Source organism: Phytohabitans houttuyneae (assembly GCF_011764425.1).
Classification (GTDB): Bacteria; Actinomycetota; Actinomycetes; order Mycobacteriales; family Micromonosporaceae; genus Phytohabitans; species Phytohabitans houttuyneae.
On sequence record NZ_BLPF01000005.1, the window covers coordinates 104,031 to 117,817 of the forward strand.

Annotated in this window: 9 protein-coding genes and 1 pseudogene; 9 read left to right on the forward strand and 1 reads right to left on the reverse strand. The window is 72.0% G+C overall.

Translation table 11 applies throughout. The features are described from left to right. Positions 1–219 precede the first annotated feature (219 nt). The 8 genes and pseudogenes from Phou_RS49245 to tpiA all read left to right on the forward strand — a co-directional run bounded on the left by Phou_RS49245 (position 220) and on the right by tpiA (position 10,107). Positions 220–696 carry a Rieske (2Fe-2S) protein gene (locus Phou_RS49245; RefSeq protein ID WP_173071760.1) on the forward strand — a complete coding sequence of 159 codons (477 nt, stop codon included), beginning with the start codon at positions 220–222 and terminating at the stop codon, positions 694–696. Positions 697–757: 61 nt separating this feature from the next. Then, positions 758–2,680 (forward strand): annotated as a pseudogene (gene uvrC, locus Phou_RS49250) (excinuclease ABC subunit UvrC); the annotation flags it as partial. Positions 2,681–4,008: 1,328 nt separating this feature from the next. Next, a complete protein-coding gene (gene rapZ / locus Phou_RS49255) occupies positions 4,009–4,899 on the forward strand; it encodes an RNase adapter RapZ (protein ID WP_246274859.1) in 891 nt (296 codons plus the stop codon). Then, positions 4,896–5,837, forward strand: a complete 942-nt coding sequence (locus Phou_RS49260; protein WP_173071761.1) for a gluconeogenesis factor YvcK family protein — start codon at positions 4,896–4,898, stop codon at positions 5,835–5,837. The genes rapZ and Phou_RS49260 overlap by 4 nt, the downstream gene beginning before the upstream one ends. Positions 5,838–5,880: 43 nt before the next feature. After that, the gene (whiA, locus tag Phou_RS49265) at positions 5,881–6,861 is read left to right on the forward strand and encodes a DNA-binding protein WhiA (protein WP_173071763.1); all 981 of its coding nucleotides are present in this window, start codon (positions 5,881–5,883) and stop codon (positions 6,859–6,861) included. A 112-nt stretch (positions 6,862–6,973) separates the two neighbouring features. Next, a complete protein-coding gene (gene gap, locus Phou_RS49270; RefSeq protein ID WP_173071766.1) occupies positions 6,974–7,978 on the forward strand; it encodes a type I glyceraldehyde-3-phosphate dehydrogenase in 1,005 nt (334 codons plus the stop codon). Next, positions 7,978–9,165: a phosphoglycerate kinase gene (locus Phou_RS49275; protein ID WP_173071769.1), complete on the forward strand. Its 1,188-nt coding sequence runs from the start codon at positions 7,978–7,980 to the stop codon at positions 9,163–9,165. The genes gap and Phou_RS49275 overlap by 1 nt, the downstream gene beginning before the upstream one ends. 150 nt (positions 9,166–9,315) lie before the next feature. Beyond that, positions 9,316–10,107 (forward strand): triose-phosphate isomerase, encoded by a 792-nt coding sequence (gene tpiA / locus Phou_RS49280; protein WP_173071771.1) that lies wholly within the window; start codon positions 9,316–9,318, stop codon positions 10,105–10,107. Positions 10,108–10,131: 24 nt separating this feature from the next. On the opposite strand, the gene Phou_RS49285 is transcribed toward tpiA, so the two are convergent. Next, complete coding sequence (locus tag Phou_RS49285) at positions 10,132–13,173, reverse strand: BTAD domain-containing putative transcriptional regulator (RefSeq protein WP_173071773.1); 3,042 nt, start codon at positions 13,171–13,173, stop codon at positions 10,132–10,134. 351 nt (positions 13,174–13,524) lie between these two features. On the opposite strand from Phou_RS49285, the gene secG reads away from it, so the two are divergent. After that, positions 13,525–13,779, forward strand: a complete 255-nt coding sequence (secG, locus tag Phou_RS49290) for a preprotein translocase subunit SecG (RefSeq protein ID WP_173038233.1) — start codon at positions 13,525–13,527, stop codon at positions 13,777–13,779. Positions 13,780–13,787 lie beyond the last annotated feature (8 nt).

Consider the following 13,787-nt stretch of genomic DNA (forward strand, 5'->3'; position numbering starts at 1 on the left):
GGATAGACGGTCGTGGGTTTATCGTGATCTTGTGGGGAAAATGTTGAGCCTTTGACCAGTTTGTCGGATGCTGCCTGAGCAGGGATTGTTCGGTCACGTTTGGCCGTGGGTGGGGGCGATCCGGGGTGCCGGATGAACCGGAGCGGCGGGCGACTCGTGTGTACTGACGTGGCCGCGGCCGGCCTGGCCGCGGTGGGCCGAAGACAGGAAGGGTGAGGTATGAGCGAGGAACAGGCGGTGACGCAATCGGGGGTGACCACCCGCCGGGCGCTGCTGGCGGGCGCGGGAGCCATCGGCACGACCGCGGTACTGGCGGCGTGCGGCACCGACCCCGACGAGGACACCTCCTCCTCCGGCACCCAGTCGAACGGCGGGAGTGACCCATCGGCGGGCGCTGGTGACACCGGTGGTGGTGCGCTCACCCAGACCAGCAAGGTGCCGGTCGGGGGCGGGGCGATCATCACGGCGTCCAGCGTCGTGGTGACGCAGCCGACCGAGGGTGAGTTCAAGTGCTTCAGCTCGACGTGTACGCACCAGGGGTGTCCGGTGACCGGCGTCGAGGGCGGGACGATCAACTGCAACTGCCACGGCAGTAAGTTTTCGATTACGGACGGCTCGGTGAAAAACGGCCCGGCCTCCAAGCCGCTGACCGAGAAGCAGATCAAGGTCGACGGGGAAAACATCACGCTCGTGTGACACCACGCCGGCCGGCCCGCGCCTCGCGAGATTGACAGAGGCGCGGGCTAGGCTTTTTCGCGTGGCAGACCCCTCTACTTACCGTCCGGCGCCCGGCACCATCCCGGACGCCCCGGGGGTCTACCGGTTTCGTGACGCGAGCGGGCGGGTCATCTATGTCGGCAAGGCGAAGAGCCTCCGCAGCCGCCTGAATTCGTACTTCGGCGACCTGTGGCACCTGCACCAGCGCACTCAGCAGATGGTGACGACGGCGTCCTCCGTCGACTGGGTCACGGTGGGCAGTGAGGTCGAGGCGCTCCAGCTGGAGTACTCCTGGATCAAGGAGTTCGACCCCCGCTTCAACGTGAAGTACCGCGACGACAAGTCGTACCCCTATCTCGCTGTCACGCTCGACGAGGAGTACCCGCGTCTGCAGGTCATGCGGGGGGCCAAGCGCAAGGGTGTGCGCTACTTCGGGCCGTACTCGCATGCGTGGGCGATCCGCGAGACGCTGGACCTTCTCCTGCGCGTCTTCCCGGCGCGGACCTGTTCTTCCGGGGTTTTCAAGCGGGCCGGCCAGATCGGGCGGCCCTGCCTGCTCGGCGACATCGGCAAGTGCTCGGCGCCCTGCGTGGGGCGGGTGTCGGCGGAGGAGCACCGCGCGATCGTCGAGGAGTTCTGCGACTTCATGGCGGGCCGCACCGAGACGATGGTCAAGCGGCTGGAGCGGGAGATGATGGCCGCGTCGGAGCGGCTGGAGTTCGAGCTCGCCGCCCGCCTGCGCGACGACGTGGTGGCCCTGCGGCGGGCGCTGGAAAAGCAGGCGGTGGTCTTCGGCGACGGGACGGACGCCGACGTGGTGGCGTTCGCGGAGGATCCGCTGGAGGCCGCGGTGCAGGTCTTCCACGTGCGCGGCGGGCGGATCCGCGGCCAGCGCGGCTGGGTCGTGGAAAAGGTCGAGGATCTGAGCACGGGCGACCTGGTGCACCACTTCTGCAGCCAGGTGTACGGCGGGGCGCAGGGCGAAGGCGACGTCCCCCGCGAGCTGCTCGTCCCCGCGCTGCCACCGGACGCGGACGCGCTCGCCGACTGGTTGAGCCAGCACCGCGGGAGCCGCGTGCAGCTGCGCGTGCCGCAGCGGGGCGACAAGAAGGCGTTGCTGGAGACCGTCGCGCGCAACGCGGCCGAGGCGCTCACCCGCCACAAGCTGCGCCGCTCGGGCGACCTCACCACGCGCAGCAAGGCCCTTGAGGAGATCGCCGAGGCGCTCGACATGTCCACCGCGCCACTGCGCATCGAGTGCTACGACGTCTCGCAGATCCAGGGCACCGACGTGGTGGCGAGCATGGTGGTCTTCGAGGACGGGCTGCCCCGCAAGAGCGAATACCGCAGGTTCGCGGTGCGCGGCGCCACGGACGACCTGTCGGCCTTGTCGGAGGTGCTGCGCCGCAGGTTCGCACGGTACCTGGAGGCGCGCGCGTCGATGGGCGAGCTGGACGCCGAGGAGGCGGAGGACCCGGAGCGGCCGGGCATCGACCCGACGACGGGGAGGCCACGCAAGTTCGCGTACCCGCCTCAGCTCGTCGTCGTCGACGGTGGCCAGCCCCAGGTCAACGCGGCCGCCGCGGTCCTCGCCGACCTGGGCATCGACGACGTGGCACTTTGCGGGCTGGCCAAGCGGCTGGAGGAGGTGTGGCTGCCGTCCTCTGCCGATGGCGCGGGCGACTTCCCGGTGATCCTGCCGCGCGCCTCGGAGGGCCTCTACATGTTGCAGCGCCTGCGCGACGAGGCCCACCGCTTCGCGATCGCCTTCCACCGGGAGCGCCGCTCGAAGCGGATGACGGTGTCCAGTTTGGACTCCATCCCGGGGCTGGGCGAGGTGCGGCGCAAGGCGTTGCTGCGCCACTTCGGCTCACTGAAGCGGCTGGGTGCGGCAACCCCCGACGAGATCGCCGAGGTGCCCGGCATCGGCCGCCGCACAGCGGAGGCGATCGTCGAGGCACTGGGCGGGACGGCGGCGGCGGGCAGCGTCTCGGGCCCGGCGACCGAGCCGGCGCCAGGTCAGGCCACTGAGCTGGACGGGGCGGTGGAGCCAGGCGCGGCGTCCGATGGTGGCGCGGCGTCCGATGTGGGCGCGGCGTCCGCTGGTGGCGCGGCGTCCGCTGGTGGCGCGGCGTCCGAGCTGGGTTCGGCCACCGTGTTAGGGCAGGCGACTGAGCTGGGCGGGGCGGTTGAGCCGGCCGCCGCTGGCGCCGCCAGTGAGCGGGATGGGGCAGTTGAGCGCGGTGCCGCCCCCGAGCCGGGCGCCGACATCGAGCCGACCGCGGCCAGCCAGCCTGGTGCGGCGACCGGGTCGGGCTCCGTCACCGAGCCCGGCGCCGTTACCGAGCCAGCCGACGTTAGCGAGCCGAGCGCGACCAGCGAGCCTGGTGCCGCCACCGAGCCTGGCGCGGCGAGCGAGCCTGGCGCGGCGTCTGAGCTTGGTCCGGTCACCGCGCTGGGTCCGGCGACCGAGCCCGACCGGGCGGATGAGCCGCGCGCAGCCACCGGGCCGGACGCGGCGCCTGCACTGGGCCCGGTTACCGAACTGGGTCCGGCCACCGAGGCCGGCGCGGCCGTCGAGCCAGGCCGAGCCACGAAGCCTGGCGCGGCTACGGAGCTGCGTCCGGCAGCTGAGCCGGGCGCGATGATCGAGCCAGGCCGAGCCACCGAGTCTGGCGCGGCCACCGAGCTGGGTCCGGCGGTCGAGTCAGGTCCGGCGGTCGAGCCAGAATCCGCTACCGACTCGGCGCCTGCTGGGCCACCTCGGGCCTAAACCCAGGTCGCTGGCGGCCGCTCGGTTGATCGCGACCACGCGGCCTGAGCCTCCGAGCCGGGCGGGACTACGGAACCAGGCCGAATCACCGAAGCAGGTCCGAGCGATCGAGCCAGGCGGGGTGACCGAGCCGGGATCCGCCACTGACTCGGCGCCTGCTGGGCGGCTTCGGGCCTGAACCCGGTCGCTGGCGACGGCGTTTGGTTTGACGGGACCAGGCAGGCTGAGCCGTCGTGCGGGGCTGAGCCGCCGAGCCAAGCCCAGCGATCGAGCCGCGCGGGGTGCCCGAGCCGGGACCCGGCGCCGCTGGGCCACCTCGGGCCTGAGCCCTGGCCGCGACCAGGCGCGGAGGGTGAGGCCGCGGGAGCAACGGTCCGGACCACGACGGGCGTCGCGGTAGCTCGCATCTGCGGGGATTTGAAGCGGAGCCGGCGGGAAGTGCGGAGGGTGACGATCGGGCGGGCAGACCCGGCCGTGCCGCCGGGGCGGGCGGTGGCCGGAGCGCCTAGGATTCTCTGGTGCACGACGACTCCAGCGCGCCTCCCGACGACGACACCGAGCTGGTGGTGGTGACCGGCGTCTCCGGCGGCGGTCGCAGCACCGTGGCCAGGGCGCTGGAAAACGTTGGCTTCTACGTGGTCGACAACCTGCCGCAGGCTCTCATGCTGGACATGGCCGAGCTGGCGCAGAAGGCGGGCGGCGCGGCGCAGCACACCGCGATGGTGCTTGATGTGCGCAGCCGCGCGTTTTCTACGGACCTGGTGGGCGCGATCAACGCGCTCAAGGAGCGTGGGTTCCACCCTCGCGTGGTGTTCGTCGACGCGGACGACGAGGTGCTGATCCGGCGGTTTGAGAGCGTGCGGCGTTCGCATCCGTTGCAGGGTGACGGGCGGCTCGCGGACGGCATCGCGGCGGAGCGGAAGCTGCTGGAGGAGGCGCGCGACCACGCCGACGTGATCATTGATACCAGCCACCTCAACGTCAATCAGCTGCGGCGGCGGGTGGAGGAGCTGTTTGGCGGGGAGGACGCGCGGCGGCTGCGGGTGACGGTGCTCTCGTTCGGCTTCAAGTACGGGCTGCCGCAGGACGCCGACTTCGTGCTGGACGCGCGCTTCCTGCCCAACCCCTACTGGGTGCCGGAGCTGCGCGAGCACAACGGCCAGGAGGAGGCCGTCAGCGACTACGTGCTGGGGCAGCCGGGGGCGGGCGAGTTCGTCGCCACGTACGCCAATCTGGTGGGTGCCACCGCGCCGGGCTTCGAGCGTGAAGGTAAGCGGTACCTGACGGTCGCGGTCGGCTGCACGGGTGGAAAGCACCGCAGCGTGGCAATCGCCGAGGAGTTGGCCGACCGGCTGCGGCAGGCGCGCATCTCCGCCCACGCGCAGCACCGGGACCTGGGGCGAGAATGAACGTGGTCGCATTCGGTGGGGGCCATGGGCTCGCCGCCTCGCTGCGGGCGTTGCGCCGGTGCCAGGGTGACCTCGACCTCAACATCACCGCGGTCGTCACGGTGGGTGACGACGGTGGGTCGAGTGGGCGGCTGCGGGCCGAGCGGGGGGCGCTGCCGCCGGGCGATCTGCGCCAGGCGCTGGCCGCTCTCTCCGCGCCGGACTCCGCGTCCACCGCCGACCTCTTTCAGCACCGCTTCCGCCCGCCCGGGCCGCTGACCGGCCACACCGTGGGAAACCTCGTGCTGCTCGGCCTCATGGAGCTGCTCGGCGACCCGGTGACCGCGCTCGACCACGCCGCCGCGATGGTGGGCGCCGCCGGGCGGGTGCTGCCGATGTCGTGCGAGCCGCTCGGCATCGAGGCGGAGGTGCAGGGCGCGGACCCGTCGGTACCCGATGACGTGCTGACCGTGCGCGGGCAGCACGCCGTCGCGGTGACCCGGGGGCGCGTGCTGTCGGTGCGGCTGACGCCGGTCGAGGCGGTGGCGTGCCCGGACGCGGTCGCGGCCATCGCGGAGGCCGACTGGTTGATCTTCGGGCCGGGCAGCTGGTACACGAGCGTGATCCCGCACCTGCTCATGCCCGGCCTGGCCGCCGCGATCGTCGCCAGCCCCGCCCGCCGCCTGGTCACCCTCAACCTCGCGGAGGAGAAGGAGACCCTCGGGCTGTCGGTGGCCGGTCACCTGGCGGCCCTGCGCTGGTACCTGCCCGAACTGAAAATCGACACGGTCATCGCGGACGAGAAGGCCGTAGGCGACCCCGAACCCGTCCGCCATGCGGCAGAATCGCTGGGTGCGCGGCTCACCCTCGCCCCTGTGGCGATGTCCGACGGCAGCGCTCGACACGATCCGGCGGCGCTCGGCGCCGCACTGGTGCCTGTCTTGGGCGCCGGTCGTTAGTCACAACTGAAGCACTCGCAACTGTCCAGGAGATGACGACGAGATGGCTATGACGGCGGCTGTCAAGGACGAGCTGAGCCGGGTCGACGTGCCAAAGCCGTGTTGCCGCCGATCGGAGATGGCCGCCCTGCTCCGTTTTGCGGGCGGCCTGCACATCGTCTCCGGCCGGGTTGTCGTGGAGGCCGAGCTGGACACCGGCGCGGTCGCCCGACGACTTCGGCGCGAGGTGGCCGAGGTTTACGGGTACCCGAGCGAGATTCACGTTCTCGCCTCGGGTGGGCTGCGCAAGGGCAGCCACTACATCGTGCGTGTGGTCAAGGACGGCGAGGCGCTGGCCCGCCAGACCGGCCTGCTCGACGTGCGCGGCCGGCCGGTGCGCGGCCTCCCGCCGCACGTGGTCTCGGCCGGCGTGTGCTGCGCGGTCTCCGCGTGGCGCGGCGCGTTCATGGCGCACGGCTCGCTGACCGAGCCGGGCCGCTCGTGCGCGCTGGAGATCACCAGCCCGGGGCCGGAGTCGGCGCTCGCGCTGGTCGGCGCCGCGCGGCGGATCGGCGTCAGCGCCAAGCAGCGCGAGGTGCGCGGGGTCGACCGCGTGGTGGTCAAGGACGGCGACGCGATCGCCGCGCTGCTCACCCGCATCGGCGCGCACTCCAGCGTGCTGGCGTGGGAGGAGCGGCGGGTGCGGCGCGAGGTGCGCGCCACGGCCAACCGCCTGGCCAACTTCGACGACGCCAACCTGCGGCGCAGCGCCCGGGCCGCGGTGGCGGCGGCCGCCCGGGTCACCCGCGCTCTGGAGATCCTGGCGGAGGACGCGCCCAACCACCTGACAAGTGCCGGCCAGCTCCGCTTGGAGCACCGTCAAGCCTCGCTCGAAGAGCTCGGTGCGCTCGCGGACCCACCGCTGACGAAGGACGCCATCGCGGGGCGGATCCGTCGCCTTCTGGCATTGGCCGACAAGCGCGCCCGCGATCTGGGAATCCCCGACACTGAGGCGGCCGTCACACCCGAAATGCTCGTCGGATAAAGCCTGGGAGCAGGTCACCCCGGGCCAAGTCCAGGACGGCGGCTCCGATACTGTCAGAAGCGGCGACGAGGCCGAATGAAAGCAAAATCCAAAGCGCACGAGGAGATGGACCGTGACCATCCGCGTTGGCATTAACGGCTTCGGCCGGATCGGCCGCAACTTTTTCCGGGCGGTGCTGGCGTCCGGTGCTGACATCGAGCTCGTCGGCGCCAACGACCTCACCGACAACGCGACGCTCGCCCACCTGCTGAAGTACGACAGCATCCTGGGCCGCCTGCCTTACGAGGTCAAGGCCACCGGCGACGAGATCACCGTCAACGGCAAGACCTTCAAGGCGCTTGCCGAGCGCGACCCGGCCAAGCTGCCGTGGAGTGACCTGGGCGCCGATGTGGTGATCGAGTCGACCGGTTTCTTCACCGACGCGAGCAAGGCCAAGGCGCACGTCGAGGCCGGCGCCAAGAAGGTCATCATCTCCGCACCGGCGAAAAACGAAGACGTGACGATCGTCATGGGCGTCAACCACGAGAAGTACGACCCGGCGCAGCACACGGTCATCTCCAACGCCTCCTGCACCACCAACTGCCTCGCCCCGATGGCCAAGGTGCTGCACGACGGGCTCACGATCGAGCGCGGTCTGATGACCACGATCCACGCGTACACGCAGGACCAGAACCTGCAGGACGGCCCGCACAAGGATCTGCGCCGGGCCCGCGCCGCCGCGCTCAACATCGTGCCCACCTCGACCGGCGCCGCCAAGGCGATCGGCCTGGTGCTGCCCGAGCTCAAGGGCAAGCTCGACGGGTACGCGCTGCGCGTGCCGATCCCGACCGGCTCCGCCACCGACCTCACCTTCACCGCCGGTCGTGAGACCTCGGTCGAGGAGGTCAACGGCCTGCTGAAGGCGGCGGCCGAAGGCCCGCTCAAGGGCATCCTCACGTACACCGAGGACGACATCGTCTCGTCGGACATCGTCACCGACCCGGCGTCCTGCATCTTCGACTCGGGCCTGACCAAGGTGATCGGCGACCAGGTCAAGGTCGTCGGTTGGTACGACAACGAGTGGGGTTACTCCAACCGCCTCGTGGACCTGGTCAAGCTGGTGGGTTCCTCGCTCTGATGAAGACGCTGGACGACCTCCTCGCCGAGGGAGTCGAGGGTCGGCGCGTGCTCGTGCGCGCCGACCTCAACGTCCCTCTCGACGGCAACAAGATCACGGACGACGGCCGCATCCGCGCGGTGCTCCCGACGGTGCGCGCGCTCAGCGAGGCGGGCGCCCGGGTGATCGTCGTCTCCCACCTGGGCCGGCCCAAGGGCGCGCCCGACCCGAAGTACTCTCTGGAGCCGGTCGCCGCGCGCCTGGGTGAGCTGCTCGACCGCCCGATCGCGTTCGCCACCGACACCGTCGGTGAGTCGGCGAAGTCGGTGGCCGCGAGCCTCGCCTCGGGTGACGTCGCGCTGCTGGAAAACCTGCGCTTCAACGCCGGCGAGACGAGCAAGGACGAGGCCGAGCGGGGCGCGTTCGCGGATGAGCTGGCGGCACTCGCCGAGGCGTACGTGGATGACGCGTTCGGCGCCGTGCACCGTAAGCACGCGAGCGTGTATGACGTGGCAGCCCGGCTCCCGCACTTCGCGGGCGGCCTTGTGCTGCGTGAGCTTGAGGTGCTCGGCAAGCTGACCGGGCAGCCCGACCGCCCGTACGTCGTGGTGCTCGGCGGCTCGAAGGTCTCCGACAAGCTCGCGGTGATCGAGGCGCTGCTGCCCAAGGTCGACAAGCTGCTCGTCGGCGGCGGCATGTGCTTCACGTTCCTCAAGGCGCAGGGCCACGAGGTGGGCAAGTCGCTGCTCGAAGCGGACATGATCGACACGTGCCGCGACCTGCTCGACCGCGCCGCGGGCCGGATCGTGCTGCCGGTCGACGTGGTGGCGGCGAGCGCGTTCGCGGCCGACGCCGACCACGATGTCGTGCCGGCGGACGGCATCCCGGCCGACCGGCTCGGCCTCGACATCGGTCCGGACAGCGTCGCGCTCTTCGCCGAGGCGCTCGCGGGGGCCAGGACCGTGTTCTGGAACGGGCCGATGGGCGTCTTCGAGCTCGCGCCGTTCGCGGCCGGCACGCGGGGCGTGGCCGAGGCGATCACCAAGGTCGACGGCTTCACCGTGGTCGGTGGCGGCGACTCGGCCGCGGCCGTGCGCACGCTCGGCCTCGACGAGGAAGCCTTCGGGCACATCTCGACCGGCGGGGGCGCCTCGCTGGAGTACCTGGAGGGCAAGACCCTTCCCGGCGTCGCCGCGCTGGAGCAGTGAGCGAGCAGGCGCCGCGGCGTCTGGCGTGCGTGGCCCCGCCGACGGGAGTCGGGGTTCGGGGCCGCGCTTGCCGACGGGGTCGGGTTTTCGGGGTGGCGAGGGAAGAATGGCGCCTTCGGCGCCCCGCGAGTGAGTGAACCAGGAGACGCTGTGGCCAAACCCGCCCGCCGGCCGCTGATGGCCGGCAACTGGAAGATGAACCTCAACCACCTCGAGGCCAACCTGCTCGTGCAGAAGCTGGCCGCGAGCCTCAACGAGCAGCAGCTCAGCGATGTCGAGGCGGTGGTGCTCCCGCCGTTCACCGACATCCGCACGGTGCAGACGCTGGTCGACGGCGACAAGCTCCTCCTCGGGTACGGCGCGCAGGACCTCTCGCCGCACCCCAAGGGCGCCTACACCGGCGACATCTCCGGCGCGATGCTGGCCAAGCTCGGCTGCCAGTACGTGGTGGTGGGCCACTCGGAGCGCCGGCAGTACCACCACGAGGACGACGCGCTGGTCAACACCAAGGTCAAGGCCGCGCTGGCGAACGACCTCGCGCCGATCATGTGTATCGGTGAGGGGCTCGAGGTGCGCGAGGCCGGCGAGCACGTGCCGTTCGTGATCGCGCAGCTCGACGCCGGGCTCGACAAGCTCACGCCGGCGCAGGTCGAGAAGACCGTCGTGGCGTACGAGCCGGTGTGGGCGATCGGCACCGGCAAGACCGCCACGCCGGAAGACGCGCAGGAGGTCTGCGGCGCCATCCGGCAGCGGATCGCGGAAAAGTTCGGTGCGTCCACGGCCGAGGTCGTGCGCGTGCTGTACGGCGGGTCCGTGAAGGCCAACAACGTGGCCAGCATCATGGCCCAGCCCGACGTCGACGGCGCACTCGTCGGCGGGGCGAGCATCGACGCCGAGGAGTTCGTGCAGATCTGCCGCTTCCCGGAGCACATCCAGCGTTGAGCGGGGGCGGGTCCCGGCCCGCCCTCAGCCAACGAGCCCGGCCAGCTTGCCGCGGACCTCGTCCGCCTCGGGCTGCTCCAGCTCGTCCAGCAGCACAAGGGCCTGTCGCCACGCGCGGCGGGCCTTTTCGCGTTCGCCGGCGGCCTGGTGCGCGTCGCCGAGGCGGGTGAGCGTGCCGGCCTCGTGGGACCGGTCGCCGGCCGCGCGGAACATCTCCAGCGCCTGCTGGAAGCTCGCCACCGCCTCGCGCTGGTTGCCCAGGTGGTGGTGCGCGTAGCCGATGCTGTCCAGCGTCGCCGCCACGCCGGGCCGGTGGTCGAGCTCCCGCAGCAGCGCGAGCGCCTGCTCGCAGTACTCCAGCGCCTCCCGGTGCTCGCCGTTCTGCGCGTGGTACCAGCCGACGTTGTTGAGCGCGTTCGCCTCGCCGACCCGGTGGTCGCCGGCCCGGTACAGGTCGAGCGCCTTGCGCGCGTGGTACAGCGCGTCCCGCTGGTGGCCCTGCGCGCCGCACATGAACGCGAGGTTGCGATGGGTGTTGGCCTCACCGAGCCAGTCGCCGATCTCGCCGAAGATGTCGAGGGCGCGCCAGTAGTGCACGTGCGCGTCGACGAAGCGCCCTACCCGCGCGTACGCCCGGGCCAGCCCGCGATGCGCGTCGGCCTCGTCGGCGCGGTGGCCGAGGCGGCGGGCGGCCGTGAGCGCGAACTCCTGCACCTGGGTCCAGTCGTGCCAGTGCCCCTGCCGGTCGAGGTACGTGGTGACCGCCCACGCCAGCTGCCACGTGTGCGTGTCCCAGCCGTCCGTGTCGGTGCGCTCGACGACCGCGAGCAGCGTGGTGTGCTCGGCCGCGAACCAGGCCAGCGCATGCCGCTGGGTGCCCATCTCGTCGATCGTGACGCCGGGCTGGGGCTTGGTGCGGGTGATCTGGTCGCGGTGCGGGTTGAGCTGGGCGTCCGCCGCGTACGCCGTGTGCAGGTAGTGGTCGAGCAGCCGCCGCACCGCCGCGTGCCGCTCCTCGGACTCGTGGGTCTGCGCCGCCAGCTCGGCCGCGTACGCGCGGAGCAGGTCGTGGAACGCGTACCGCCCCGGCGTGTGCTCGGCCAGCAGGCGGGCGCGTGCCAGCTCCGCGAGGTACGGCCGCACCTCCGCCGCCGGTAGGCCGGCGAGGCTGGCCGCGGCGGACGTGGACAGGTCGGCCGCGGGGTGGAGGCCGAGCAGCCGGAAGAGGCGGGCGGCCGGCTCGCTCAGCGACCGGTACGACCACGAGAAGACCGCGCGCACGTCGGTGGCCGGGTCGGTGCCGGAGAACGCGTCCAGCCCTCCGCGCGCCTGCCGCAGCTCCTCGGCGAGCGCGGCGAGGGAGAGGCCGGGCCGCGTCGCCGCGCGTGCGGCCACGATCACCAGGGCGAGGGGGAGGGCGGCGCAGGCGGTGACGATCGCGGCGACCGCCGCCGGCTCGGCCGCCACCCGGTCCGCGCCGAGGCGGCGTGCGAGGAGGCGCGCGGCCTCGTCGGGGTCCAGCAGATCCAGCGGTACGGGGTGCGCGCCCTCGGCCGCCACAAGTCCCGCGAGCTGGTTGCGGCTGGTCACGATCACGAGGCAGCCGGGTGAGCCGGGCAGCAGCGGGCGGACCTGGTCGGCGTCCAGCGCGTTGTCGAGCACCACGAGCATGCGACGGCCGGCCAGGAGGCTGCGGTACAGCGCGGACTGGGCGTCAAGCCCCACGGGTATCCGCTGCCCGGGGACGTGGAGGGCGTCCAGGAAGCCGCGGACGGCCTCGTCGGGCGGCACCGGGCCGGCGGGGTCGAAGCCGCGCAGGTTGACGTACAGCTGGCCGTCGGGGAAGCGGTCGGCGACCCGGTGCGCCCAGTGCACGGCCAGCGCGGTCTTGCCCACGCCGGCCGTGCCGTCGATCGCCGAGATCACCACCGCGGTGCCCTGGCTGGCGCCTTCGCGCGGGAGCAGCGCGTCCAACCGTTCCAGATGGGCGGCGCGGCCCGTGAAGCCCGGCACCGCCGCCGGCAGCTGACGGGGTCGCGGGTCGGCGCGGCGGACCACCTGCTCCTGCCGCAGGATGCGCAGGTGGATGTCGCGCAGCTCGGCGGAGGGCTCGACGCCGAGCTCGTCGGCGAGGCGGCGGCTCACCTCCGCGAACAGCGACAGCGCGGCCGCGCGCTCCCCGGAGCCGGCCAGCGCGACCATGAGCTTGGCGGTCACGCCCTCGTGCAGGGGCTCGTCGGGCACCAGCTCCTGCAGCCGGGCCACCGCGGCCTCGTGGAGGCCGAGGTCGGCGGCCAGGTCCGCGTAGGCCAGGGCGGCGCGCACCCGCTGCCGCGACGTCGCCACCGCCGCGGGGTGGGAGCGCAGCCGCGGGTTTACACCGGCGAGCACCGGGCCGCGCCAGCAACGCAGGGCCCGATCGAGCAGGTCGACAGCGGTCGGCGCATCGTGGGTACCGGTGCCCCGCTCGACGAGCTCCTGAAACTGCGCCAGGTCCAGCTCGGCCGGGCCGAGGTCGATCGCGTATCCGTCGCCGGCCAGCCGGATCACCTTGCCGGGGGAGCGCGGCTCGCGGTCGGGGTCGAGGCGGGCGCGGAGCCGTCCCACGTACGTCTGCACCATGCTCAGGCAGGTCTTCGGCGGCTCGTCGCCCCACAGCACGTCGACGATCTCGTCGCGGCTCACCACCCGGCCGGGCTGGAGGGCGAGCAGCGCGAGGAGGTCGCGCTGCGGGGTCGGGCCGAGGTCGACCGCCGCCGAACCGGCGCGTACCGACAGCGGACCCAGCACCTCGACGCGCAGCCGCCGGTCGCTGTCCGGCGCGGGGCGGGGGCCGGGCAGAGCGGCGAGGAGCCGGTCACGGTCGAACGCGGCGAGCCCGAGCGCCTCGGCCAGCCGGCGCAGCGACGGGGCGCGGGGCGCGTCGACCCGCTCGTGCTCGATGTCTCGGATCGTGCGTACGCTGACGGCGGCGCCGGTGGCCAGCTCCTGCTGGGAGAGTCCGGCGGCCAGGCGATATCGGCGGAGCAACGAGCCCACCGTCGACTCGGCGTTCTGGGGCGCCATATCCGACTTGTTCCTCGCAAGCGTCCGGGCCGGTACGCGGGCCATCCTGCCGCTTTCTGCCGGGCGAGCAAACCGGCTTTCCGGCTGGAAAGCGTTTCCGCCGGTCAACCAGGGTGGCAGCGCCCGCCCAGTCAGTTGTCGCACGTTGTGTCAACGGCGGGCGGCGGTTCATATGGTCATGCTGGCCGGTCGGGCCGGTTCGCACCGGATATGGGGGCGGTACGGGCCGGCCCGCCCGGATACGCTTCCGCTATCCTTGGTGGGCTTACGGTGTCCATCGTCGATGCGGCCCTACGGACGGTAGGGTTCGGCACGCCGGTGGGCTTAGCGTCGAGAGGACTGACCGCCACCATGCCGATCGCGTTCGCATACACGTTGATCGTGTTGCTCGTCATCACCAGCTTCCTGCTGATGCTGCTGATCCTGCTGCACCGCGGCAAGGGCGGCGGCCTGTCGAGCATGTTCGGCGGCGGTGTGAGCACCAGCCTCGCCGGTTCGTCCGTCGCGGAGAAAAACCTCGACCGCTACACCATTCTGGTGGGTATCGTCTGGTTTGCCTGCATTGTCGGCCTAGGCCTTTGGCTCAAACTCGCAATGAACTCTTAGGGCCCTCA

Coding starts and splice junctions, on each gene's coding strand:
- Phou_RS49245 (WP_173071760.1), top strand. CDS start 220: ATGAGCGAGGAACAGGCGGTGACGCAATCGGGGGTGACCACCCGCCGG.
- Phou_RS49260 (WP_173071761.1), top strand. CDS start 4,896: ATGAACGTGGTCGCATTCGGTGGGGGCCATGGGCTCGCCGCCTCGCTG.
- whiA (WP_173071763.1), top strand. CDS start 5,881: ATGGCTATGACGGCGGCTGTCAAGGACGAGCTGAGCCGGGTCGACGTG.
- Phou_RS49275 (WP_173071769.1), top strand. CDS start 7,978: ATGAAGACGCTGGACGACCTCCTCGCCGAGGGAGTCGAGGGTCGGCGC.
- Phou_RS49285 (WP_173071773.1), bottom strand. CDS start 13,173: ATGGCGCCCCAGAACGCCGAGTCGACGGTGGGCTCGTTGCTCCGCCGA.
- secG (WP_173038233.1), top strand. CDS start 13,525: ATGCCGATCGCGTTCGCATACACGTTGATCGTGTTGCTCGTCATCACC.